At 72.1% G+C, this 24,123-nt stretch carries 21 protein-coding genes and 1 pseudogene; 18 read left to right on the top strand and 4 right to left on the bottom strand.

Annotated elements, in window-relative coordinates:
* On the top strand, positions 1 to 579 hold a 579-nt coding region (locus tag CC117_RS39285; protein WP_241830367.1), incomplete at its 5' end, for a hypothetical protein.
* Here the strand turns inward: CC117_RS39285 and CC117_RS23925 are convergent.
* Positions 576 to 890: a HypC/HybG/HupF family hydrogenase formation chaperone gene (locus CC117_RS23925; protein ID WP_071087849.1), complete on the bottom strand. Its 315-nt coding sequence runs from the start codon at positions 888 to 890 to the stop codon at positions 576 to 578. The genes CC117_RS39285 and CC117_RS23925 overlap by 4 nt on opposite strands.
* Positions 891 to 1,195: 305 nt before the next feature.
* Between CC117_RS23925 and CC117_RS23920 the strand changes: the two genes are divergently transcribed.
* The 6 genes and pseudogenes from CC117_RS23920 to CC117_RS35165 form a co-directional block, all read left to right on the top strand.
* Positions 1,196 to 2,440: a hydrogenase small subunit gene (locus CC117_RS23920; protein WP_071087847.1), complete on the top strand. Its 1,245-nt coding sequence runs from the start codon at positions 1,196 to 1,198 to the stop codon at positions 2,438 to 2,440.
* The gene (locus tag CC117_RS23915; RefSeq protein ID WP_071087845.1) at positions 2,437 to 4,152 is read left to right on the top strand and encodes a nickel-dependent hydrogenase large subunit; all 1,716 of its coding nucleotides are present in this window, start codon (positions 2,437 to 2,439) and stop codon (positions 4,150 to 4,152) included. Before CC117_RS23920 ends, CC117_RS23915 begins: the two co-directional genes overlap by 4 nt.
* Entirely contained in the window at positions 4,149 to 4,907 is a 759-nt protein-coding gene (cybH, locus tag CC117_RS23910; protein WP_071087843.1) for a Ni/Fe-hydrogenase, b-type cytochrome subunit, read from the top strand. The genes CC117_RS23915 and cybH overlap by 4 nt, the downstream gene beginning before the upstream one ends.
* Entirely contained in the window at positions 4,904 to 5,473 is a 570-nt protein-coding gene (locus CC117_RS23905) for a HyaD/HybD family hydrogenase maturation endopeptidase (protein WP_084132693.1), read from the top strand. The genes cybH and CC117_RS23905 overlap by 4 nt, the downstream gene beginning before the upstream one ends.
* On the top strand, positions 5,466 to 5,786 hold the full coding sequence (locus CC117_RS23900; RefSeq protein ID WP_071087842.1) for a hydrogenase/urease maturation nickel metallochaperone HypA: 321 nt from the start codon (positions 5,466 to 5,468) through the stop codon (positions 5,784 to 5,786). The genes CC117_RS23905 and CC117_RS23900 overlap by 8 nt, the downstream gene beginning before the upstream one ends.
* A 72-nt stretch (positions 5,787 to 5,858) precedes the next feature.
* Positions 5,859 to 6,404 (top strand): annotated as a pseudogene (locus CC117_RS35165) (LLM class flavin-dependent oxidoreductase); the annotation flags it as partial.
* Positions 6,405 to 6,657: 253 nt separating this feature from the next.
* Here the strand turns inward: CC117_RS35165 and CC117_RS23895 are convergent.
* Positions 6,658 to 8,538, bottom strand: coding sequence for a propionyl-CoA synthetase (locus CC117_RS23895; RefSeq protein WP_071087839.1), 1,881 nt, complete (start codon positions 8,536 to 8,538; stop codon positions 6,658 to 6,660).
* Between the two features lie 257 nt (positions 8,539 to 8,795).
* Between CC117_RS23895 and CC117_RS23890 the strand changes: the two genes are divergently transcribed.
* Positions 8,796 to 10,358, top strand: coding sequence for a GAF domain-containing protein (locus CC117_RS23890; protein WP_071087837.1), 1,563 nt, complete (start codon positions 8,796 to 8,798; stop codon positions 10,356 to 10,358).
* Here CC117_RS23890 and CC117_RS23885 read toward each other — a convergent pair.
* A complete protein-coding gene (locus CC117_RS23885; protein ID WP_241830366.1) occupies positions 10,276 to 11,331 on the bottom strand; it encodes an MIP/aquaporin family protein in 1,056 nt (351 codons plus the stop codon). The two genes, CC117_RS23890 and CC117_RS23885, sit on opposite strands and share 83 nt — an antisense overlap.
* A 227-nt stretch (positions 11,332 to 11,558) precedes the next feature.
* On the opposite strand from CC117_RS23885, the gene CC117_RS23880 reads away from it, so the two are divergent.
* The 8 genes from CC117_RS23880 to CC117_RS23845 all read left to right on the top strand — a co-directional run bounded on the left by CC117_RS23880 (position 11,559) and on the right by CC117_RS23845 (position 19,364).
* Positions 11,559 to 12,023, top strand: coding sequence for a diol dehydratase small subunit (locus tag CC117_RS23880; RefSeq protein ID WP_018637725.1), 465 nt, complete (start codon positions 11,559 to 11,561; stop codon positions 12,021 to 12,023).
* 74 nt (positions 12,024 to 12,097) lie between these two features.
* Positions 12,098 to 13,846, top strand: a complete 1,749-nt coding sequence (locus CC117_RS23875; protein ID WP_241830365.1) for a propanediol/glycerol family dehydratase large subunit — start codon at positions 12,098 to 12,100, stop codon at positions 13,844 to 13,846.
* The gene (locus tag CC117_RS23870; RefSeq protein ID WP_071087835.1) at positions 13,846 to 14,436 is read left to right on the top strand and encodes a propanediol/glycerol family dehydratase medium subunit; all 591 of its coding nucleotides are present in this window, start codon (positions 13,846 to 13,848) and stop codon (positions 14,434 to 14,436) included. The genes CC117_RS23875 and CC117_RS23870 overlap by 1 nt, the downstream gene beginning before the upstream one ends.
* A 19-nt stretch (positions 14,437 to 14,455) precedes the next feature.
* Positions 14,456 to 16,315, top strand: coding sequence for a diol dehydratase reactivase subunit alpha (locus CC117_RS23865; RefSeq protein ID WP_071087833.1), 1,860 nt, complete (start codon positions 14,456 to 14,458; stop codon positions 16,313 to 16,315).
* Positions 16,316 to 16,409: 94 nt separating this feature from the next.
* Positions 16,410 to 16,820 carry a glycerol dehydratase reactivase beta/small subunit family protein gene (locus CC117_RS23860; RefSeq protein WP_071087831.1) on the top strand — a complete coding sequence of 137 codons (411 nt, stop codon included), beginning with the start codon at positions 16,410 to 16,412 and terminating at the stop codon, positions 16,818 to 16,820.
* 14 nt (positions 16,821 to 16,834) lie between these two features.
* Positions 16,835 to 17,290, top strand: a complete 456-nt coding sequence (locus tag CC117_RS23855) for a GlcG/HbpS family heme-binding protein (RefSeq protein WP_084132691.1) — start codon at positions 16,835 to 16,837, stop codon at positions 17,288 to 17,290.
* 66 nt (positions 17,291 to 17,356) lie between these two features.
* Complete coding sequence (exaC, locus tag CC117_RS23850; RefSeq protein WP_071087829.1) at positions 17,357 to 18,880, top strand: acetaldehyde dehydrogenase ExaC; 1,524 nt, start codon at positions 17,357 to 17,359, stop codon at positions 18,878 to 18,880.
* A 10-nt stretch (positions 18,881 to 18,890) separates the two neighbouring features.
* Complete coding sequence (locus CC117_RS23845; RefSeq protein WP_071087827.1) at positions 18,891 to 19,364, top strand: DUF779 domain-containing protein; 474 nt, start codon at positions 18,891 to 18,893, stop codon at positions 19,362 to 19,364.
* A 47-nt stretch (positions 19,365 to 19,411) separates the two neighbouring features.
* Here CC117_RS23845 and CC117_RS23840 read toward each other — a convergent pair whose 3' ends face one another.
* The gene (locus CC117_RS23840; RefSeq protein WP_198541963.1) at positions 19,412 to 20,893 is read right to left on the bottom strand and encodes an alpha/beta hydrolase domain-containing protein; all 1,482 of its coding nucleotides are present in this window, start codon (positions 20,891 to 20,893) and stop codon (positions 19,412 to 19,414) included.
* 238 nt (positions 20,894 to 21,131) lie between these two features.
* Between CC117_RS23840 and CC117_RS23835 the strand changes: the two genes are divergently transcribed.
* Entirely contained in the window at positions 21,132 to 22,169 is a 1,038-nt protein-coding gene (locus CC117_RS23835) for a potassium channel family protein (protein ID WP_071087865.1), read from the top strand.
* A gap of 255 nt (positions 22,170 to 22,424) precedes the next feature.
* On the top strand, positions 22,425 to 24,065 hold the full coding sequence (gene groL, locus CC117_RS23830; protein ID WP_071087825.1) for a chaperonin GroEL: 1,641 nt from the start codon (positions 22,425 to 22,427) through the stop codon (positions 24,063 to 24,065).
* Positions 24,066 to 24,123 lie beyond the last annotated feature (58 nt).

Genomic DNA, 24,123 nt, shown 5'->3' with positions numbered 1-24,123 from the left:
GCCCCATCGGCCGCGGCCAGCACGATCCTCGCGCGCAGCCAGTCCCGGCGAGGCACGGTCCGGGAACGGACGCGGGCGGTCAGTACCACCCGATCCGCGTCGGTCAGGGTGATCGGAGCAGCGCGACGCGACACCATCACGTCCTACCGGGCGGATCACACCACACCCGCCCCGCCACCACGCCCCCGGGGCAACCACACCCGAAGCCCCGGCCACAATCAGGCCGTGGCCGGTATCCCGGAATCGACGAAGATCTCCCTGCGTCAGCGCCTCGCTGCCCACGCGGCCAGCGAGTGGCCCGGGATCAGCCAGGTCTCCACCCGCTACCGGGGCCGGTTCGCCTACATCGACGCGACCGGCCCCGACGGAGACAACCAGCCGCTGTGCCGGCTGCGTTACGTCGGCTATGCCAACAGCTGGGGCTTCGCCATCTGGCGCGCCAGCCATGACGACTACGCCGACTCCGTCCTGATCGACGGAACCTGGACCGGCACCGCCGAAGCGGCTCTCGATCTCGCAGCCGGTCTCTACCTACCCGACGCCACCGATCACCGACGAACTAACACCGAAGACCACTAGCAGTCGCCACCACGAGCACCGGACGAGGACGGCGGCAGCTCGTTCCGCGGCCGGGGCGAATCCGGCAGGGCGAGTTCGTCCTGCAGGACGTCGCCAAGTGAGCGGAGCAGCTCCAGGGTGCGGTGCGCCTCGACCTCGTCGACCAGGTTGAGGGCGAAGCCGACGTGGACGATGACGTAGTCACCGATCCGCGCGTCGGGCACATAGGCCAGGCAGACCTCGCGGGTGATCCCGTCGAAGTCGACGGTGCCCATGAGCAGGCCGGCGACGTCGACGGTGGCGACGATCCGGCCAGGTATCCCGAGGCACACGGCGCCTCACCCCCCTTGTCGAGCAGTGCTTCGCGGCCGGCGGACCGGATTGCTGGTCGGGGGTTCGGCGTACCAGTCTCCGCCGCCGACCCGGCGACGACAAGGGACATCCGGCCCTGCAGTTCGGCTCTGATGGACTCCCGTCCGCATCCGATGAGGCTCCTGTCTGGCGCCGCGGCGCGCACTAACGTCCACTCGCACAATGCGCCGCGGCGCCGGCGGCCGGCCTGGGAGTCGGCCAGAAAGTCACACAGGACAGCCGTACAGGACCGCACTAGCGAAAGTCCCGGGCGGGAGGCACCCGAATGACGCGCGAATCCGGCCGTCCGTTGTCCGCGAGGCTCGCGGACGCCGGGGTCGACCGGCGATCGTTCCTGAAGTTCTGCGCGGGAATCACCGCGACGCTCGCACTGCCGGCCCAGATGGCGCCCCGCGTCGCCTACGCGCTGGACAGCGTCGACCGTCCCGCTGTGATCTGGCTGGAGTTCCAGGACTGCGCCGGTGACACCGAGGCGTTCCTGCGCTCACGCAACCCCTCGGTCGCGGACCTGCTGCTGGGCATGATCTCGCTGGACTACCACGAGACGGTGATGGCCGCGGCCGGAGTGGCGGCGGAGAAGGCCCGTGACGACGCGGTGGCCCGGGGCGGGCATCTCGTGATCGTCGAGGGTTCCATTCCGACCGGAATTCCCGGGTCGTGCACGGTCGGCGGCCGGTCGGCGGAGCAGATTCTGCGTGAATCCGTCCGGGGTGCGGCAGGCATCATCAACGTCGGGACCTGTTCGGCCTTCGGTGGTATTCCGGCGGCCGGGCCGAATCCGACCGGGGCGGTGCGGGTCGAGGACGTCGTCAGCGAAATCCCGGTCGTGAACCTGACCGGCTGCCCGGTGAACGCGGACAATCTGACCGCCACCATCGTGCATTTCCTGACCTTCGGCGAGTTCCCGGCGCGGGACAGGTTCAGCCGGCCGCTGTTCGCCTACGGGGAACGCATCCACGACACCTGCCAGCGGCGCGGCCACTTCGACGCGGGCCAGTTCGCCGAACAGTGGGGAGACGAGGGCCACCGCAGAGGCTGGTGTCTGTACCGGCTGGGCTGCAAGGGGCCGAGCACCTTCCACAACTGCCCGAGCGTGCGGTTCAACGGCGGGACGTCCTGGCCGGTCGCGGCGGGGCACGGGTGTGTGGGCTGTTCGGAGCCGAGCTTCTGGGATTCGATGTCCCCCTTCTACGACCGGCTGCCGCACGTGGCGACGTCCGGTCTGGACCTCACCGCCGACCAGATCGGGGTGGGCGTGCTGGCGGCGACGGCGACCGGCTTCGCCGCGCACGGGGTCGGCAAGGTCGTCCAGCACCGCGTCGCCGCACACCGGGAGCGCCAGGCCGCGGACCGCCTCGCGGAGGACGCCGAGACGCCTGCAGCCGAGACCGACGGCCACGGCGACGGCGACGGCAGCGGCGACGGGACAGCCGGTGCCGCAGCGCCAGCAGGTAAGGCAGTGCCATCCAGTGAGACCGACGGCGGCAGAGAGACGGGCGAGGTGAAATGAGTCGGCTTGTCATCGACCCGGTGACCCGGGTCGAGGGTCACCTGCGCGTCGAGGTGCAGGTGGACGGCGGTCAGGTCACCGAGGCCTACGCGTCGTCCACGATGTGGCGCGGCATCGAGACGATTCTGACCGGCCGCGACCCCCGGGACGCCTGGCTGTTCGCGCAGCGGATCTGCGGTGTGTGCACCACGGTGCACGCGCTGGCGTCGGTGCGGGCGGTGGAGGACGCCGTCGGCGCCGTCCCGCCACGCAACGCCCGGCTGCTGCGCGACATCATCGCGGCGTCCCTGAGCGTGCACGACCACGTGGTGCACTTCTACCACCTGCAGGCGCTGGACTGGGTCGACCCGACGGCGGCACTGGCAGCCGACCCGACCCGCGCGGCGGCGCTGGCCCAGTCGATCTCGAACTACCCGCGGTCCACCGCCGGCCTGTTCGCCGCGGTGCAGACCCGGCTGCGGGTCTTCCTGGAAAGCGGGAAGATCGGCCCGTTCACCAACGGCTACTGGGGGCACCCGGCCTACCGGCTCAGCCCGGAAATGAACCTGATCGCGTTCAGCCACTACCTCGACGCGCTCGACTTCCAGCGGGACTACGTGCGGGTGCACGCCCTGCTCGGCGGCAAGAACCCACATCCGCAGACGTACGTGGTCGGCGGCATGGCCTCCCCGATCGACCTGAACAGCCAGGACGCGATCAACGCCAACACGCTGCAGGAGGTCGCCCAGATCCTGCAGCGGGGCGTCGAGTTCGTCGAGCAGGTCTTCCTGCCCGACCTGGAGGCCATCGCCGGTGCCTACCCCGAGTGGACGACCTACGGCCGGGGCCTCGGCTCCTACATGGTGTTCGGCGACTACTCGGCGTCCCCGCCGCGGGTCGCCCGGCCGCCCCGGGACGGTCTGTTCCCCGGCGGCGTCATCCGCAACGGGAGCCTGGCCGTGGAGCCGTTCGACCCGGCGGGCATCGCCGAGTCCGTCGCGCACTCGTGGTTCCGCTACGAGCAGTCCGACGCCGCCCTGCCGCCCTGGCTCGGCGAGACGCAACCGCAGTACACCGGCCCGGAGCCGCCGTTCGAGCAGCTGGACGTCGCCGGGAAGTACTCGTGGCTGAAGGCGCCGCGCTACCAGGGCATGGCCGTGGAGGTGGGCCCGCTCGCCCGCCTGCTCGTCGGCTACTCCCTGAACGACGCCCGCATCCACCCGCTCGTGCAGGGCGCGCTGGACCGCCTGCACCTCCCACCCGAGGCGCTGATGTCGACGCTGGGCCGGGTGCTGGCCCGCGGCCTGGAAACCCGGCTGATGGCCCAGCACTCGCTGGACCTCGTCGCCGAACTGCGCGACAACGTCGCCAGCGGCGACCTGGCCATCGCCGACACCGGCAGATGGCGCCCCACCTCCTGGCCGGACGGCACCCTGCGCGGCGTCGGCTTCCACGAGGCCCCCCGCGGGGCGCTGTCGCACTGGGTGGTCATCGAGGGCGACCGCATCCGCAACTACCAGGCCGTGGTGCCCACCACCTGGAACGCCAGCCCCCGCGACGCGGACGGGAACCCGGGCGCCTACGAGGCGTCCCTGGTCGGCACGCCCGTCGCCGACCCGCAGCGACCGCTGGAGGTCCTGCGCACCCTGCACTCCTTCGACCCCTGCATGGCCTGCGCGGCGCACCTCTACGACGCCGACGGCAACGACATCATCCAGGTCCGGGTCCAGTGACCGCCCCCGCGCCCGCCACCGACGGCCCCGCCGCCCACGAGCCCGCCGCCCACGAGCCCGCGGGTGACGAGCCCGCGGTCCACGGGGCCGCCGGCGGCGGGCCCGCGCCGTTCGTCCGGGTCCGGGTCTGGGACCTGCCGGTCCGGCTCATCCACTGGCTGCTCGTACTGGACCTCGTCGCGCTGTCCGTCACCGGCTTCCTGATCGGCACCCCGGTCATCGACCCGGGCGGCGGCGTCTACTGGATGTCCTGGACACGGACCATCCACAAGGTCACCGCCTACCTGTTCATCGCGTTGATCTTCGCCCGGCTCTGCTGGCACCTGCGCTCGCCGAACCCCTGGTCGCGATGGACGGAGTGGATACCCAGCACCCGGGAGCGGCTGGGCCAGATCGTCCCGTCGCTGCGGTTCTACATGTTCCTGACCCGGGAGGCGCCGCCGGTAGTCGGCCACAACCCGCTCGCCGGGCTCACCTACTGCGTGCTGTACACGATGTTCGGCGTCGAGATCGTCACCGGCCTGGTCCTGTGGGGCGCCGAGGGGACGGGCTGGGCCTCCTGGCTCACCGGCTGGCTGCTGCACATCGTCCCGCTGCCGACGCTGCGTCTCATCCACCACCTGATCATGTGGCTGACCTGGGGCTTCATGATTCACCACCTGTACAGCGCCATCCTCGTCGACCGGGTGGAGGGCACCGGCGTCATGACATCGATCTTCTCCGGCAACAAGTTCCTGCCGAAGGACCACCGGTGACGGCCGCGACCGGACCCCACGGCACCAGCCACGAGACCACCAGCCCGGCGGTGCTGCGCGAGACCGTCGCCGCCGCCGACGGACCGGACGCCCCGGTCCTGGTCCTGGGCATCGGCAACGAGCTGCTCGGCGACGACGGCGTCGGCGTGGTCGCCGCCCGGCGGCTCGCCACCCCGCCGCTGCCCGGCGTCGACGTCCTCGACGGCGGCACCCTCGGGCTGATGCTCATGCCCTACCTGGCGGGCCGGCGCGCCGTGCTCATTCTGGACGCGGTGGCCACCGCCCACGGGCGCCCCGGCGACCTGGTCGTCATCCCCGACGGGGACGTCCGGCGCGGCCACGGTGTGCGCGCCACCGCCCACGACATCGGGCTCGTCGACGCGCTCGCGGCCACCGAGCTCGCCGGCTGCGCCCCCCGGCACGTCGCCCTGGTGGGCGTCGTGCCCGAATCCATCACCGACCGCTGGGGCCTGAGCGCCCTTCTCGCCTCCCGCGTGGACGCGATGGTGGACGCGGCCCGGGCCGTCCTCACCGACTGGGAAGTGCAGGTACCCGGACATGCATGAAGCCGGCCTCGCCCGCGCCGCCGTCGGCGCCATTATCGAGGCCAGCGCGGGAACCCCGGTGCGGGCCGTGGTTCTCGCCGCCGCGACCGGCGTCGACATCAGCTCGGCCTCCGCCGCCTGGCACGCCGCCGCGGCCGGCACCTGCCTGGAGGCGACCGACCTCACCTGGGAGCACGCGCCAGACCAGCTGCGCTGCTTCGCCTGCGGCCACGAGTACGACGGCGCCCGTCTGGACCCGTGCACCTCCTGCGGGGGCAACGGCCTGGTCGTCGCCCCCGCGGACGAGCTCGCCGTCGTCAGCTGGACGACGTAGCCGGCGGGCGCCCACGGCGGGACGCGGGCCGGCCGCCGCCAGCCGCCCCCTACCAGCCCCCTGACACCCCCTGTGGCAGGGGACGACGTCCTGTGTTCCCCCCTCGGACGGGTGCAGGCTGACGGGAGTACGCCCGACGCCTGTGACACCGGCCCGTCCCCCACGGTCTCCACCCTCGGCCTGCACGACCCGCTGCGTGCCTTCGAGGACTACTCGACCCTCGACCATCTCGCCGACGGGCGCGTCGACCTCGTCATCGGCAAGGGCGGCTACGCCGAGACCCACCGCATCTTCGGTGTGACACCAGATGACCAGTGGGTCCGGCTGCGCGAGAACTACGAGGTCTTCCGCGCGCTGTGGGCCGACACCGAGATGAGCTGGGAGGGCCGTTTCCAGCGGCCCCTGGTCAGGGTGACCGGGCTGCCCCGGCCGGGACGACGCGACCTGCGGATCTGGCACGGCGCCAACACGAACCTGGAGAGCGCCGACTTCGCCGCCCGGCACGGCGACCCGGTGTTCACCTCGCTCGGGAGCGCCGTCGCCGGCCGGTACCTGGAGGCCGTGCAGTACTACCGGGAACGGTTCGCGTTCTACGGCCACAGTCCGGACCGTGCCCTGGTCGGCGTCGGCACCGGCGGCTTCGTCGCCGCGGCGACGAGCCAGGAGGCGGGGTCCGCAAGTTCACCCCGGAGGACTACCGCGCCACGCTGGAGACCTTCGCCACCGAGATCGCCCCGGTCGTGCGGCGGGAGGTCCCTCACAAGCCGGTCACCGACTGGCGCACGCCGCCCTCCCCCGCAGCGGTGCCGGTGCCGGTCGCCGCCGACCGCGGCTGACCTCGGGGGCGGGGGCGGCGTCCGGCAGGCCGGCCTCAGGGCCTGCGCCGCAGGACCGGGCCCAGGGCGTCCAGTACGGCGGGGTCCTCGATGGTGGGTGGCACCGGCTCGTCGCGGCCCTCGGCGATCGCGCGCATCGAGGCGCGCAGGATCTTGCCGGACCGGGTCTTCGGCAGGGCGTCGACGACGGCGACCTCCCGGAACGCGGCCACGGCGCCGATGTCCCGGCGGACCGCCGCGACCAGTTCCGCGCGCAGCACCTCCGGGTCGACGTCCACCCCCGCCTTCAGCACGATCAGACCGCAGGGCACCTGGCCCTTCAGCGCGTCGCGGACGCCGATCACCGCGCACTCCGCCACCGCGGGATGCGCCGCCAGCACCGCTTCCATCGTGCCGGTGGACAGCCGGTGCCCGGCGACGTTGATGACGTCGTCGGTGCGCCCCAGCACGTACAGGTAGCCGTCGTCATCGAGATACCCGCTGTCGCCGGTCAGGTAGAAGYCCGGGAAACGCGACAGGTAGGACTCGACGTAGCGGTCGTCGTCGCCCCACAGGGTGAGCAGCGCGCCGGGCGGCAGGGGCAGCCGCAGACAGATCAGTCCCTCGGTGCCGGGCGGAACCTCGCGGCCGTCCGGGTCGAGGATCCGGATGTCGTAGCCGACGACCGCCACGGTCGGTGAGCCCGGCCGGACCGGCATCGGTTCCAGGCCGCGCGGGTTCGCCGCCACTGGCCAGCCGGTCTCGGTCTGCCACCAGTTGTCGACGACCGGGACGCGCAGGGTGTCGGTCGCCCACCGGTAGGTGCTGGGGTCCAGCCGCTCGCCGGCCAGGAACAGGGTCCGCAGCGACGCCAGGTCGTGGCGGGCCGCTTCGTTTCCGTCCGGATCGGCCCGCCGGATCGCCCGGATGGCGGTCGGCGCGGTGAACAGCCCCCGGACGCCGTACTGGAAGATCACCCGCCAGAAGGCTCCGGCGTCGGGGGTCCCGACCGGCTTGCCCTCGTAAAGCACGGTCGTCGCGCCGACGAGCAACGGTCCGTACACGATGTAGGAGTGGCCGACGACCCAGCCGATGTCGGACGCCGCCCACCACACATCGCCCGGGCCGATGCCGTAGATGTTGGCCATCGACCAGGCCAGCGCCACGGCGTGCCCGCCGCTGTCGCGCACGACCCCCTTGGGCCGCCCGGTCGTGCCGGAGGTGTGCAGCACGTACAGCGGGTCCGTCGCCGCGACGTCGACACAGTCCACCGGCCCGGCCGAGGCCATCAGCGTGTCCCAGTCGCTGTCGCGCGGGCCGAGCGTCGCCTCGGCCTGGGGACGCTGCAGGACGACCACGTGGTCCGGCGGGTCCGCGGCGAGCGCGATCGCCTCGTCGACGATCGGCTTGTACGCGACGACCCGGCCGGGCTCGACGCCGCAGGAGGTGCAGACCAGCACCCGGGGGGCGGCGTCGGTGATCCGGGCGGCCAGCTCCTTCGCGCCGAACCCGCCGAAGACCACGGTGTGCACGGCACCGAGACGGGCGCAGGCGAGCATCGCGACCACGGCGCGCGGGACCATCGACATGTAGATCATCACCCGGTCGCCCGGCCCCACGCCCAGCCCGCGCAGGACGCCGGCGAACCGCGCCACCTCGTCACGCAGCTCGGCGTAGGTGTACTGCCCAGCGGCGCCCGTCACCGGCGAGTCGTAGATCAGCGCGGCCCTGTCCCCGTGCCCGGCGTCCACATGCCGGTCGAGGGCGTTGTGGCAGGTGTTGAGCCGGCCGTCGGGGAACCAGCGGGCGGCCGGCGGGCGGCTGTCGTCCAGGCCCACCTGCGGCGAGCGCGACCAGGTCACCGCCGCCGCGGCGGCCAGCCAGAAGTCGGACGGATCCTTCTGCCACGCGTCGTACACATCCCTGTATGCGCCCATCGACCATCCCGTCCCCTCTGCGCCGCCGTGCCGGCCGCCCCTGAGAAGGAGCACCGTAGCGGGCGCGATGTTGCACCCTCGTTGCAGCGGACGGCGCAGCGGACGGCACCCCCACCGTGGGGGGAGACCGGGCGGCCACGCCGCGACGCGCGCTTGCMGACGTCCTGCCTGGCCGGTCATGCTGGAACGGTGCCCACCCGGCAGTGACGGCTGCGCCGACGAGTCGCCCCTGTCAAGACCGCCGCGGAGCGCCCATCATGAAGTCACGCAGCACTGATGTCCCGGCCGCGACGACCACGAAGAACTCCCGTGCCGCGAAGAGCGCCACGGTCACCAGGGCCGACGGCACTCCGCCGGACGGCGACCCGCGGACGCACGCGGTCGCGCTGCGGCGGTTACACGAGGCGGTGCTGGGTGACGCGAAGTTACTCACCGCGCCGCGATCGGTCATCTCCGAATCCTGGCGCCGCTCGCTCGCCGCCCGGGTCAACCCGGACAGCTACCATCCGATCATCGTCTACCGGTCCGACGAGATCGCGGACGTCCGGTCCGCCCACCCCCTGCACGCGGTGCTGCCGCTGCTGCGTGACCTGCTCGTCAGCATCGCCGACGCCTCCCGGCACGTCATGATCGTCACTGATGCCAAGGGCACCATCCTCTGGCGCGAGGGGGCTCTCGACCTGTGCCGGCGGGCCGACCCGGTCGGGCTGTGCGAGGGCGCGCGGTGGGCCGAGGACACCATCGGCACCAACGCGATGGGCACCGCGCTGGCCATCAACGCTCCGGTGCAGATCTACTCGGCGGAGCATCTGGTCCGGGCCTACCACAGCTGGACCTGCGCCGCGGCGCCCATCCACGACCCGGACACGGGGCGCGTGCTCGGCACGATCGACGTGAGCGGCCTGCTGGACGAGCTGCACCCCGCCTGCATCTCGCTGGTCAACGCCGCCGCGAAACTGGCGGAAAGCCATCTGTGGCACCAGATGGAGCAGCGGGACGAGCGGATCAGGGCCCGCAACCTGGCCCATCTGGCCGGCCTGCACGGCGAGCCGGGCGCGCTGGTGACGCTGTCCCAACGGGTGATCGCCGCCGAGCCGCACGACGGGTGGCCGCGGCGGATCCCGGTCGAGCCCGGCGTCGACCGGGTCCTGCTCGACGACGGCCGCGAGGCGCGGGTCGAACCGCTTCCCGACGGCTACCTCCTCCGGCTCACGCATCCGGCGCGGACGGCCCCGCGCCGGCCAACCCTGTCGCTGTCGTTCCTGAACGAGCGGCCGGCGGCGGTGCTCGACGGTCGCGAGGTGCCGCTGACGCTGCGGCGGGCCGAGCTGCTCGCCCTGCTCGCCCTGCATCCGGGCGGCCTGACCGGCGAGCAGCTCGCCACCATGCTCTACGGCGACCAGGGCAATCCCACGACGGTGCGCGCCTCGATCCACCGGCTGCGCGCCATGCTGGGCGAGTCGATCATGTCGACCCAGCCGTACCGGTTGCGGGCCGAGGTGGAGGCGGACTTCCTGACCATGCGCGCGGCGCTGGACGCCGGCGACGTGCGGGCGGCGGTGGCGGCCTGCCACGCGCCCCTGCTCCCCCACTCGGACGCTCCGGCGATCCGCGCGGAACGCGACCAGATGGTCGCCGCCCTGCGGTCGGCAGTCCTCGGCCACCATGACGTCGACGCGCTGTGGACCTTCGCGCGCAGCGAGCCGGGCAGCGGTGACATCGAGGTGTTCGAGCGTCTCACCCGGACACTTCCCGCTCACGACCCGCGGCACGGCCTCGCCGCGGCCCGGCTCGCCTGGCTTTTCGCCGACGAGGACTGACCTCGCCCGAGGCCGGACGTCGGTCGGACGTCGACGCGAGGCTGGCCGCCGATGCCGATGCCGACGGCAGCTGTGACTGTGGCTGTTGGCGGGCGTGGAGCACGTCGCCGATGAAGAAGTCGTAGACCAGCGCGCCGACCACGGCACCGACGAGCGGCCCGGCAATGGGCACCCACAGGTAGTTGTGGAAGTTCAGGCCGCCGCCGGTGACCGTGCCGGGCAGGGCCACCTCGCCCCAGCCGGCGAGGAAGGTGAACAGCCGCGGCCCGAAGTCACGCGCCGGGTTGATCGCGTACCCGGCGTTCGCGCCGAAGGACATTCCTATAGCGGCGACGACGAAGCCGAGCAGGAGCGGCACGGCCTTCGCCGACACCGACCTGTTACGGCTGTCGATGAGACCGAACACCACCGCCACGAACAGCGCGGTTCCGACCACCTGGTCGAGCAGCGGTCCGGTCCAGCCGTCGAAGTAGCCCGCCGGGAAGGTCGCAAAGATCGAGAACGAGGCGACGGCGGCGCCGCCGTCCCGCGGGGTGTCCGCCGCGGCCTCGAAGGCGGAGATCGCCGGGCTGTAGACGGCGTACACCAGGGCCGCGCCGGCGAAGGCGCCCACGACCTGTGCCGCCCAGTAGCCCGGGACCCTGCGCCACGGGAAACGCCGACGCACCGCCAGGGCGAGGGTGACGGCCGGGTTGAGATGGGCTCCGCTGATCCCACCGGTCAGGTACACCGCGAAGGCGACGGCGAACGCCCAGCCCCAGACGGGGAGCAGCCAGTCACCCGCCGCCTGGAAGATCACGGTCGGCCCGGCGGTGCGTCCCGAACCGGGCAGGCCGGCCACCAGCATGGCGACGCAGCCGGCCCCGAAGGCGATGAGCAGGAAGGAGCCGAAGAACTCGGCGAGCACGTCGCCGTAGCCTCCCCGGACGCGCTCCAGGCGTCGTTGGTCACGTAAGGGCGCGGACTCGGTCACGTTTCTCCTCCACACGCTGAGCCGGGCTGGGTGCCGGAACGCGGATCACTGTGCGGGCGGCGGGGTTCCAGGCGCGTTGCAGTCCGGACGTCGGCAGGTGCAACGCCGCAGCAACGTGACGCTGCTTACTGTCTCGAACCGTCGGCGCGGCCCACGGCGCACAGGCACACAGGCACGGCACGGGGGCGGCGCACCGCGGCACCGTGATGAAGGCAGGAGCGAAGCCCATGACGTACGTCGAAGTGGACGTCGACGCGAAAATCGACGCGGAAGTCGACGTCGACCTGGACCCGCGGCGGGACTACCCGCTGGCAGCCCACCGCCCGGACCTGCTCCGGACGCCGACCGGCAGGCGCATCGACGAGATCACCATGTCCGCGCTGCTGGCCGGTGAGATCGGCCCCGAGGACATCCGCATCACGCCGGCGACGCTGCGGCTGCAGGCCCAGATCGCCGAGAAGGTGGGCCTGCCGCAGCTGGCGCAGAACTTCCGCCGGGCCGCCGAGCTCACCTCGCTGTCGGACGAGGACGTCCTGACGATCTACAACACGCTGCGRCCGCGGGCCGCGACCCGGGAGCAGCTGACCGACATCGCGGACCGGCTCGAACGGGACCACGGCGCGACGCTGTGTGCCGAGCTCGTCCGGGAGGCCGCCGACGTCTACGAGCGACGCGGCATCCTCGCGGGCTGACCGCCCCCACACGCGCCAGCCGATCCGGATTTCGAGTCCCGGGTTCCGGGTTCCAACAGGAGGGTGAGTCGCAGATGAGCACGACGGACGCCACGAGCCGAGCCGAGCACAGCACACAGGCCCCGGTGTCGGGGTCGGCACCGGCGCGACGGTCCCGCCGGACCGAGATTCTGGAGAACCGGCCGGTGAACCTCGACGGTTTCGTCGAGGAGTGGCCCGAGGTCGGCATGGTCGCCATGGACAGCCCGTACGACCCGACCCCGAGCGTGCGGGTCGAGGGCGGGGTCATTGTGGAGATGGACGGGCGGGAACGCGCGGACTTCGACTTCCTCGACCAGTTCATCGCCGACCACGCCATCGACGTCACGGCCACCGAGAAGGCGATGGCGCTCGACCCGGTCGAGATCGCGCACCTGCTGGTGGACCCGAAGGTGTCCCGGCGCGAGGTGCTGGATGTCTCGCGCGGGCTGACCCCGGCGGCGTTGCTCGAGGTCGTCAAGACCATGAACGTGGTCGAGATGATGATGGCCCTGCAGAAGATGCGGGCCCGGCGCACCCCGGCGAACCAGGCGCACTCGACCAGCGCGCGGGACAACCCCGTCCAGGTCGCGGCGGACGCCGCCGAGGGCGCGCTGCGCGGCTTCCGCGAGCTGGAGACCACCCTCGGGGTGGTGCGGTACGCCCCGCTGGTGGCGATCGCACTGCAGGTCGGCGCGCAGGCCGCGGTTCCGGGCGCACTCACCCAGTGCGCGCTGGAGGAGGCCACCGAACTCGAACTCGGCATGCGCGGCATCACCGCCTACGCGGAGACGATCTCCGTGTACGGCACCGAGTCGGTCTTCTGCGACGGGGACGACACCCCGTGGTCGAAGACCTTCCTCGCCTCGGCGTACGCGTCCCGCGGCATCAAGATGCGGTTCACCTCGGGGACCGGCTCCGAGGTGCAGATGGGCAACGCCGAGGGCCGGTCCATGCTGTACCTGGAGATCCGCTGCATCCTGGTGACCAGGGGCGCCGGCGTGCAGGGCCTGCAGAACGGTTCGATCAGCTGCATCGGTGTGCCCGGCGCCGTGCCGGCCGGGATCCGCGCGGTGCTGGCGGAGAACCTGATCGCCAGCACGGTGGGCCTGGAGTGCGCCTCCGGCAACGACCAGTCGTTCTCCCACTCCGACATGCGGCGCACCGCCCGGCTGCTCCCGCAGCTGCTGCCCGGCACCGACTTCATCTGCTCGGGCTACTCCGCGGTGCCGAATTACGACAACATGTTCGCCGGCTCGAACCTCGACTCCGAGGACTACGACGACTGGAACGTCATCCAGCGCGACCTGCAGGTCGACGGCGCGCTGCGGCACGTCGGCGAGGCGGAGATCCTCGCCGCCCGCAGCCGGGCCGCCCGGGCCCTGCAGGGTGTCTTCGCCCACCTCGACCTGCCGCCGATCACCGACCGGGAGATCGAGGCGGTGACCTACGCGCACGGCAGCAAGGAACTGCCGCTCCGCGACGTCCTGGAGGACCTCAAGGGCGCGCAGTCGGTCATGGACCGTGGCATCACCGGGCTCGACATCGTCAGGGGGCTGGACGCCGCGGGCTTCCCCGACATGGCCGAGTCGTTCCTCGGGGTGCTGCGGCACCGGGTCTCCGGCGATCTCCTRCACACCGCGGCGATCCTCACCCCCGAGCTGGAGACCCTCTCGGCGGTCAACGACGCCAACGACTACGCGGGGCCCGGCAGCGGCTACCGCCCCACCGGGGCCCGGTGGGAGCAGATGAAGCGGCTGCGGCACGTGGTCAGCGCGCGGAACCCGGAAGAGGAAGTCGGCTGATGACGGACAACACGACGGCGACCGAGCGCACGCTGGAACTGACGAGCCGAGGCCCGGCAGCGGCGGGACGCCGACCGGACGAGGTGGTCATCGGCCTCTCGCCGGGCTTCGGTGACCTGTTCACGAAGACCATCGTGGACGTGCCGCACGCCGAGGTGCTGCGGCAGCTGCTCGCCGGCGTCGAGGAGCAGGGCGTGCACGCCCGGGTGGTCCGGTTCCCCGGCAGTTCCGACCTGGCGGTCATCGGGCACGGGGCCGCCCGGCTGTCCGGCTCGGGGATCGGCATAGGCGTCCTGTCCCGCGGCACCACGATGATCCACCAGAAGGACCTCCCGAAGCTGTCCAGCCTGGAGCTGTTCCCGCAGGCGCCGCTGATGGACCTGGAGGTCTTTCGCAGCGTCGGCCGCAACGCCGCCCGGTACGCCAAGGGCGAGTCCCCGGAGCCGGTTCCGTCCCGCAACGACTACATGGCCCGCCCACGCTGGCAGGCGAAGGCCGCCCTGCTGCACATCAGGGAGACCGGCCTCGTCCGTCCCGGCGCCGCCCCGGAGGAGCTGACCGCCCTGATCCGCCTGGCGGCGGCGTCGTGACGGTGATGGTGGGGGCATCGTGACGCTGGTCGTGGGCGTCGACATCGGGAACTCGACGACCGAGGCGTGTGTCGCCGAGGTCGACGCGGACGGGCGGGAGATCTCCTGGCTCGCCGGGGCGCTCGGTGCGACGTCCGGGGTGAAGGGCACGACGGAGAACGTGTCCGGGGTCGCCGACGTCGTCCGCCGGGCTCTGGCCGCCGCCGGGCGTGACCCGGCGGAGCTCGCCGTGCTCCTGGTCAACGAGGCGACTCCGGTCATCAGCGGGCTGGCGATGGACACCATCACCGAGACGATCATCACCGAGTCGACGATGATCGGGCACAACCCACGGACGCCCGGCGGGGGCGGACTGGGTGTCGGTGTCACCGTCGCCCTCGCGGACCTGCCCGGCCGCGACCCCGCCGAGCCGGTCATCTGCCTGGTCGGCGCCGGCGCCGACTTCGACGACGCGGCGGTGGGCATCAACAGCGCGGTCGCGGCCGGAATCCAGGTCACCGGGGCCGTCGTGTGCGCCGACGACGCGAACCTGATCGCCAACCGGCTGCACACCCCGATCCCGGTCGTCGACGAGGTCAGCCTGATTGACCGGATCCCGCTCGGGATGCTCGCCGCCGTCGAGGTCGCCCGACCCGGGCACACCATCCGAACCCTGTCGAACTCCTACGGGATCGCAACCGTGTTCGGGCTCGACCCTGACCAGACCCGGATGGTCGCGCCCGTCGCGCGGGCACTGGTGGGCAACCGGTCCGCCGTGGTGATCCGCACACCCACCGGGGACATCACCGACCGCAGGATCCCCGCCGGCCGCCTCACCCTGATCGGCGCGACAGCCCGGCGGACGGTCGAGATCAGCGCCGGCGCCGAGGAGATCATGGCCGCACTGCGCCGGGTCCAGCCGCTGGCCGACGCCACCGGCGAGGCCGGAACCCACGTCGGCGGGATGCTCGCCCGGGTTCACGACACCATGTCCGACCTCACCGCGACCCCCGCCGACGCGGTGCGCATCCAGGACGTCCTCGCCGTGGACACCGTCGCGCCGCAACCGGTGACCGGTGCGCTGGCGGGCGAGTCCGCGCTGGCGAACGCGGTCGCGCTCGCCGCGATGGTGCGCACCAGCCGAGGACCGATGGAACTGCTCGCCGCCCGGCTGCGGGAGGCCCTCGGCCTCGACGTGCTGATCGGCGGTGTCGAAGCCGACATGGCGGTGCTCGGCGCCCTAACCACCCCCGGTACCGACCGCCCGATCGCGATCCTCGATCTCGGCGGCGGATCCACCGACGCGGCTGTCGCCGGGCATGGCGACGAGGTCCGTTCCGTCCACCTGGCCGGTGCCGGCGACCTGGTCACCCGGCTGATCGACGCCGAGCTGGGGCTGGGCAACGTCGACCTCGCGGAGGAGATCAAGAAGTATCCGCTGGCGAAGGCCGAAAGCTTCTTCCACCTCCGGATGGAGGACGGCACGGTCCGCTTCCGCACCGACCCGCTGCCCGTCGACGCGTTCGCCCGAGTCGTCGTGCTCGCCGACACCGGGGTGCACCCGATCCCCACCCGGCACACCATCGAACGGATCCGCCAGGTGCGCCGGGCCGCCAAGCACCGGGTGTTCGTGGTCAACGCGCGCCGCGCGCTGGAGATGGTCTCCCCCGGCGGCAACCTGCGCCAGCTCGGGTTCGTCGTGGTCCTCGGCGGATCCGCGCTCGACTTCGAGATACCGGACATGATCTCCGAGGCGGTCGCGGAGTTCGGGATCGTCTGCGGGACGGGCAACATCCGTGGCCGTGAGGGCCCGCGCAACGCGGTCGCCACCGGGCTGGTGGCCCGGCACGCGGCGACGGCACACGTCGCGCGCGATCCCGCGCCCACCGCGGGAGTGTGACCGGGTGGCCACCCACCCGGGCACTCCCCCGGCCCCGCCCCCGTCCACGGCCCCGTCCCCGTCCACGGCCCCGGCTGTGCCGGGGGACCGGCGCGTGCACGACCGGCGTGCGGACCGCGCGCGACGCGGCCGTCCCACGATCGTCGTCCGCTACGACCTCGACCAGTCGGATCCGCGGCTGGTCCGGGAGATCCACGCCGGGATGGAGGAGGAGGGCGTGCCCTTCCGAACCGAACCGGCCCACGGCGACCACAGCCATGGTGACCACAGGGGCAACAACGACCACGGCGGTGAGGCGGCGGCGCTGGCCTACGCCGCCGCCCAGGCCTCCGCGCTCGACGTCGGCGTCGGCGTGGACGCCCACGGAACCGTCTGCGTGCACCACGCGAAACTGCCGCCGGCCGCACCGGTGCTGACCGGCCCGGCGTCGGCCGCCCGTGTCCTCGGGCACAACGCGGCCCGCATCGTCGTCGGGCTCCCGCTCAGACCGCTGCCCGCACCGTGAAAGGAGACCACGCCATGCCCGGACGTCTCGCTCTCGACCAGGCCCGCGCCCTGATCGACATCGCACTGGTCAAGGCGGACGCGGTCGGCGTGCCGATCAACGTCGCCGTGGCCGACGACGGCGGCCACCTGCTGGCGTTCGCCCGCCAGGACGGCGCGATCCTCGCCAGCGTCGACATCGCCATCCGCAAGGCCCGCACCGCGGTACTGCTGCGCATGACCACCGACGAGCTGGGCAAGGCCGCCGCGGTCGGTGGCCCGCTGTACGGCATCGAGGGGACCAACGGCGGCCTGGTCGTCTTCGGCGGCGGCATCCCGCTGTTCACGCCGGATGGCGACCTGCTCGGTGCGATCGGGGTGAGCGGCGGCACCGTCGAACAGGACATCACGATCGCCCAGGCCAGCGCCGACCGTCTCAGCGCCGATCACCCCGGCACCGCCGCAACGTCTCCGCAACGTGCACGGGCCTAGCGTCCGCGCCAGCCACCTCGGCCGGAATCGACCGGAACCAGCAGATTCCCGAAGGAGTTCCGAGACATGACCGTCTACGCCCGCCCCGGACAGCCGGAATCCCCCACCCGTTTCGCCTCACGCTACGACAACATCATCGGCGGCGAGTACGTGGCGCCGGCGAAGGGTCAGTACTTCGAGAACACCAGCCCGGTCACCGGTCAGGCCTTCACCGAGATCGCCCGGTCCACCGCGGAGGACGTGGAGAAGGCCCTCGACGCCGCACACGCCGCCGCGCCGGCCTGGGGACGGACCTCGGTCGCCGCCCGCGCCGACATCCTCAACAAGATCGCCGACCGGATGGAGGCGAACCTCGAACTGCTTGCCGTCGGCGAGTCCTGGGACAACGGCAAGCCCGTGCGCGAGACGCTTGCCGCCGACATTCCGCTGGCCATCGACCACTTCCGGTACTTCGCGGGCGCCATCCGGGCGCAGGAGGGCTCGCTCTCCGAGATCGACGCGGACACCGTCGCCTACCACTTCGCCGAGCCACTGGGCGTCGTCGGGCAGATCATCCCCTGGAACTTCCCGCTGCTCATGGCGACCTGGAAGCTCGCGCCCGCCCTCGCGGCCGGCAACGCCGTCGTGCTCAAGCCGGCCGAGCAGACCCCGGCGTCGATCAACCTGCTGTGGGACCTGATCGGCGACCTGCTGCCACCCGGCGTCCTCAACGTCGTGCAGGGCTTCGGCGTCGAGGCGGGCAAGCCGCTCGCGTCCTCACCGCGCATCGCGAAGATCGCCTTCACCGGCGAGACGACCACCGGACGTCTGATCATGCAGTACGCCAGCCAGAACCTGATYCCGGTCACGCTCGAACTCGGCGGCAAGAGCCCGAACATCTTCTTCCGGGACGTGTTCGCCGAGCACGACGACTTCCAGGACAAGTGTCTGGAGGGCTTCACGATGTTCGCCCTCAACCAGGGCGAGGTCTGCACCTGCCCGTCGCGGGCCCTGGTCGACCGCGAGATCTTCGATGACTTCCTCGACGCGGCGGCGATCCGCACGAAGGCCGTCCGGCAGGGCAACCCGCTCGACACCGAGACCATGGTCGGCGCGCAGGCCAGCGCCGACCAGCTGGAGAAGATCCTCTCCTACATCGACATCGGCCGGAAGGAGGGCGCCCGCCTCGTCCTCGGCGGCGAACGCGCCGAGCTCGGCGGCGATCTGGCCGGCGGCTACTATGTCCAGCCGACGATCTTCCAGGGCGACAACCGGATGCGGATCTTCCAGGAGGAGATCTTCGGCCCGGTGGTGTCGGTGACCTCCTTCGACGGCTACTCCGACGCGATCGCCCAGGCGAACGACACCCTGTACGGGCTCGGCGCCGGCGTGTGGACCCGGGACGGCACCACCGCCTACCGCGCCGGCCGCGACATCCGCGCGGGCCGCGTCTGGACGAACTGCTACCACCTCTACCCCGCGCACGCGGCCTTCGGCGGCTACAAGCAGTCCGGCATCGGCCGGGAGAACCACCGGATGATGCTCGACCACTACCAGCAGACGAAGAACCTGCTCGTCAGCTACTCCCCCAAGGCGATGGGCTTCTTCTAGGAGACAGACCATGACCGACGTCCAGGGAACCGACGTCGGGGGAAGGGCCACCCGGGTGGATGCCACCCCCGCGGCGCTCGCCATGCTGCGGCGACTCGCCGCGGAACACGGGCCGCTGATGATCCACCAGTCCGGCGGATGCTGCGACGGCTCGTCCCCGATGTGCTACCCGCGCGGCGAGTTCCTCGTCGGCGACCGCGACGTCCTGCTCGGCGTCATCGGCGCGGACAGCGCGGACAGCACGGACAGCACGGACAGCACGGATGACGCCACGGTCGGGGGCATCCCCGGCGATGGCGTGCCCGTCTACATCGGTGCGGCCCAGTTCGAGTACTGGTCCCACACCCACCTGACGATCGACCTGGTGCCGGGGCGCGGCGCCGGTTTCAGCCTGGAGGCGCCCGAGGGCTACCGATTCCTGACCCGGTCCCGCCTGTTCACCGACGCCGAGGTGGCCCGGCTGGACGCCGTGCGGCCTGGCTGACCGCCGCGCTGCCCGCGGGTGCGGGTGCGGGCAGCGCGACCGCCGGGTCAGGGAATGTCGTCGCGGTGGGCCTGCGCGATCGTCGCGGCGGCGTCCGCCTGGACGACGTAGCCCCGGGCGACGTTGCGCACGGTGGCGGCGGTGACCTTGCCGACGTAGTCGCTGTGCGACCGGTACAGCTGGTCCAGGGTCGCCTCGTCGAAGGGGACATGGGTGCCGTACAGGATGCAGAAGCTTTCTCCGCCGTTGGCCCCGGTGTTCACCGCGGTCGGGGCGTCCACGGCGGCCAGCCGGATGCCGCCGAGAGCGATCCCGTGCTCGTCCCGGGCCAGCACCTGCCGACCGTCCGGACCGGTGGTGAACGTCAGGCCCGGCGCGGAGGGCGGGGAGGCACCGAAGCGGGCCCACCGCGCGAGGTGGTCGATCGCCGCGTTGGTCACATGGTGCAGCGGCGCCCGGCTGAACGGCGGGCTGGTGCAGTCGGGTTCGAACGCCCCCTCGGGGTAGTCCCGCTCCAGCAGGCTGTACAGCGCCGACCGGATGTTCGCGTCGAAGTGCGAGGTTCCGGCCACCTCCCAGCGGCGGAAGGTCGCCGAGTCGGGCGTGGTGGACGGCGTGCGGACGTCCGTCTCGCTCAGCACCTGCAGGACCTTCAGGCCGACGTCCGTGCGCAGCGCCCCGCCGCCGACGGTGAGCAGCAGCGAGTCGATCACCTTGTGCAGCGGGTGGATCGCGTTGTGGTAGACCGCGAGCCGCCCCGCGGACTGGGAGGCGCCGGCCCCCATCACGTGCCGGGCCGTCAGCGGGCCGAGTGGACGGACCTGCGTCGGCTTCGGGCTGCGCACCGCCTGCACGGCCTGGGAGAAGATGTCGTAGGACAGCGCGTCGGGGGGCGTGACAGTGCCGCCGGCGGTGGTGTCCAGAGCGCCGTAGCGGTCCGGGTTCCAGGCCCTGAGATGGTTCACGCCGCCGGTCTGCGCCGAGACGCCGACCCAGGCGTAACCCTCGCGCAGGAAGTGCTCCCGGTGCGGGAGCCAGGCAGCCTCGATGTCGTAGCCGGCCGAGACGTTCAGCCACTCGACCACCACCACGCCGTTGAAGCGGCGCGGATCCGTCGGACGCCGCACGATCATCCGTGAGGTGTACGGGATGTCCGGCGTCGCCACCGTCGCGTCCGCGAGCGCGGGGATCGTGTAGATGTTGGCCTTGCCGCTGAACGAGAACTCCTCCTCGACGTACCCGTGCCTGCGCAGGTCCGTGTCGCTCAGGAACGGCTTCGACTGCGCGGTGGTCGGGATGGCGGTCACGGCCGGGTTCGGCACGGCCGACGGCGCCGCCGGGCCCGGCCGTCCCGGCGCGGACGGCGCGGACGGCGCGGACGGCGGCGCGGGCGTCGCGTCCGCCGGTAAACGGACAGTGGCAGCCGGTGCAGCCGCGGTTGCCGCAGGCACCGCGACACCCAGCGGAATGATCATGGACGCCGCGACGAGCCCGGCGCTGGCCACACGGCCGAGGGGCGAGCGGGGCATAGCGCTCCTTCCGATCACGGCCGGGCCGAGCGCCCAGCCGCCACCACGATCGGTGAGCGGGCCACGACAGGTCAGGAAACCACCACGTTCCGGCTAGCCCAAAAGGGGAATCATCGATCTTCATCTGCGCGGCAGGTCGCAGTCGTCTCCGGGCTCGTGGCCGCCGATGCTCGGCAGTCGCGCCTCCGCGCATCCCCGGCCGAGGGGGCGTCGGCCGGGGCGCCGGGCGTGCGGGAGACTGGCGGGCGTGGCGAGGGAGCGCGGAAGTGAGCGGGCGCATGCGAGTGTCTCGGTGCCGCGCCCGGCGGGTGGGGGGCCGGGCCGGGCGATCGCACGGCGGCTGGCGCTGGCCCTGCTGATCCTGGTGGGGACCGTGGCCGTGGTCTACGCGGGGCGGGACGGCTATGCGGACAACCAGGGGAACCCGCTGAGCCTGCTGGACGCCTCCTACTACGCGACCGTCAGCCTTTCGACGACCGGGTACGGCGACATCGCGCCCCTCACGCCGAGCGCGCGCCTGGTCAATGTCCTGGTGGTCACCCCGGCTCGGGTGATCTTTCTGATCGTGCTGGTCGGCACGACACTGGAGGTGCTGACCGAGCGTTCCCGGGAGGCCTTCCGGGTCGAACGGTGGAGGAGACGAGTGGACCAGCATGTGGTCGTGGTCGGCTACGGGGTGAAGGGCCGCAGCGCGGTGCGGGCGCTGCGCGAGGACGGCGTTCCCGCGGAGCAGATCGTTGTCGTCGACCCCGACCGGCGGGCGCTCGCCGACGCGGGCCGTGACGGGTTCACGACCGTCACCGGGTCGGGCACCCGTTCGGCCGTGCTGCGGGAGGCGCTGGCCGAGCGCGCCCGCGCTGTGATCATCGCCACGAACTCCGACGAGGCCAACGTTCTGATCACCCTGACGGCACGGGAGCTGGCACCGAACGCGGTGATCTCGGCGGCTGTCCGCGAGGCGGAGAACATCCCCCTGCTGCGCCGCGGTGGGGCGGACCAGGTGGTGACCAGCTCGGACGCCGCCGGCAGGATGCTCGGACTCGCGACCCGCAGCCCGCAGGTCGTCGACGTGTTCGAGGACCTGCTGACCTCCGACGCGGGGCTGCGGCTGGCGGAGCGCCCCGCGGCCGCGGACGAGGTCGGGCGCGGCCCCCGGGAATGCTCGGATCCGGTGCTCGCCGTCATCCGGGACGGCCGTCTGCTTCGGTTCGACGACCCGGCCGCGACCCCGATCCACCCCGGCGACCGCCTGATCACCGTCCGCAACGTCGGTTGACACCCCGCAGGACGAGCTCCTGCCGGGAACACGACCACCCCCCGACATCGGTACCGGGGGTAGACCTTGGGTGGTCGCGGTGTCGCTGTCGGCACGGCCGGTCCCTATAAAGTTGCTGGCACTCAGCTAGGTCGAGTGCCAACCTCTGGTGTGACGGTGCCGGGGCCACCTGGCCCGTCGTCTGGCGTCGTCAGGCACCCGCCAGCGACCGGCATTCCTCCGCGCAGGCCTGCCCCCCAGGAGGACTCACCACGCATGTCAAAGATCATCGCGTTCGACGAGGAGGCACGGCGCGGCCTGGAGCGCGGCATGAACCAGCTGGCCGACGCGGTCAGGGTCACGCTCGGCCCCAAGGGCCGCAACGTCGTCCTCGAGAACAGGTTCGGGCTGCCCACGATCACCAACGACGGCGTGAGCATCGCGCGCGAGGTCGAGCTCGAGAACCCGTACGAGAAGATCGGCGCGGAACTCGTCAAGGAAGTGGCGAAGAAGACCAACGACGTCGCGGGTGACGGCACCACCACCGCGACGATCCTGGCCCAGGCGCTGGTGCGCGAGGGCCTGCGCAACGTCGCCGCCGGCGCGAACCCCCTCGGCCTGAAGAAGGGCATCGAGGCCGCCGTCGAGCGCGTCTGCGCGGAGCTCGTCGCCGCGGCCCGGGAGGTGGAGACGAAGAAGCAGATCGCCGCAACCGCGTCCATCTCCGCCGGCGACCCGGCCATCGGCAACATGATCGCCGAGGCGCTGGACAAGGTCGGCCGGGAAGGGGTCATCACCGTCGAGGACAGCAACACCTTCGGCCTGGAGCTCGAGCTCACCGAGGGCATGCGGTTCGACCGGGGCTACATCTCGCCGTACTTCGTCACCGACGCCGACCGCCAGGAGACCGTCCTCGAGGACCCGTACATCCTGCTCACCACCGGCCGGATCTCGTCGGTCAAGGACCTCGTCCCGCTGATGGAGAAGGTGGCCCAGACCGGGCGGCCACTGGTGATCATCGCGGATGACATCGAGGGCGAGGCCCTGGCGACCCTGGTCGTGAACAAGATCCGCGGCACCTTCAAGAGCGCCGCGGTGAAGGCCCCCGGTTTCGGTGACCGCCGCAAGGCCATGCTCACCGACATCGCCGTGCTGACCGGCGGCCAGCTCATCTCCGAGGACGTCGGCCTCACCCTGGACGGCACCACGGTCGACCTGCTGGGCCGTGCCCGCAGGGTCGTCATCACAGCCGACGAGACCACCATCGTCGAGGGCGCCGGCGACCCGGACCAGATCACCGGACGCGTCAACCAGCTCCGGGCCGAGATCCCGACCGCCGACACGGACTTCGACCGCGAGAAGCTGCAGGAGCGGCTGGCGAAGCTCGCCGGCGGCGTCGCGGTCATCAAGGTCGGCGCGGCCACCGAGGTCGAGCTCAAGGAGAAGAAGCACCGCATCGAGGACGCCGTCTCGAACGCGAAGGCAGYGGTCGAGGAGGGCATCGTCGCCGGCGGTGGCGTCGCCCTGCTGCAGGCGTCCACCCGTGCGTTCGAGAACCTGGGCCTGACCGGCGACGAGGCGACCGGGGCGCGGATCGTCGAGCAGGCGCTCGCCGCGCCGCTGCACCAGATCGCCTACAACAGCGGCCTGGAAGGCGGTGTGGTGGTCGAGAAGGTGCGGGGCCTGCCTACCGGCCACGGGCTGAACGCGGCCACCGGCGAGTACGTCGACATGATCGCCGCCGGGATCATCGACCCGGTGAAGGTCACCCGCTCGGCGCTGCAGAACGCCGCGTCGATCACCGGGCTCTTCCTGACCGTCGAGGTCGTCGTGGCGAACTCCCCGGCCACGGCCGCGGCGGAGGCGGCGGCGGACGCAGCCGCCATGGCCGGCCAGATGGGCGGCATGGGAATGTGACCCACGGGTCCTCCCGACCACAGCCGTGCCGGTACAGCACGAGGCCACTTCCGCTCCG

Origin of the sequence: Parafrankia colletiae (assembly GCF_001854655.1) — a bacterium.
Taxonomy (GTDB): Bacteria; Actinomycetota; Actinomycetes; order Frankiales; family Frankiaceae; genus Parafrankia; species Parafrankia colletiae.
Note: the sequence above shows the minus strand (reverse complement) of the source record. Positions and strands in the feature narration are given on the sequence as shown.

What these genes read in the sequence shown, in the direction of transcription:
- CC117_RS23920 (WP_071087847.1), top strand. Translation starts at nt 1,196, where the DNA reads ATGACGCGCGAATCCGGCCGTCCGTTGTCCGCGAGGCTCGCGGACGCC.
- CC117_RS23915 (WP_071087845.1), top strand. Translation starts at nt 2,437, where the DNA reads ATGAGTCGGCTTGTCATCGACCCGGTGACCCGGGTCGAGGGTCACCTG.
- CC117_RS23900 (WP_071087842.1), top strand. Translation starts at nt 5,466, where the DNA reads ATGCATGAAGCCGGCCTCGCCCGCGCCGCCGTCGGCGCCATTATCGAG.
- CC117_RS23890 (WP_071087837.1), top strand. Translation starts at nt 8,796, where the DNA reads ATGAAGTCACGCAGCACTGATGTCCCGGCCGCGACGACCACGAAGAAC.
- CC117_RS23870 (WP_071087835.1), top strand. Translation starts at nt 13,846, where the DNA reads ATGACGGACAACACGACGGCGACCGAGCGCACGCTGGAACTGACGAGC.
- CC117_RS23855 (WP_084132691.1), top strand. Translation starts at nt 16,835, where the DNA reads ATGCCCGGACGTCTCGCTCTCGACCAGGCCCGCGCCCTGATCGACATC.
- CC117_RS23845 (WP_071087827.1), top strand. Translation starts at nt 18,891, where the DNA reads ATGACCGACGTCCAGGGAACCGACGTCGGGGGAAGGGCCACCCGGGTG.
- CC117_RS23840 (WP_198541963.1), bottom strand. Translation starts at nt 20,893, where the DNA reads ATGCCCCGCTCGCCCCTCGGCCGTGTGGCCAGCGCCGGGCTCGTCGCG.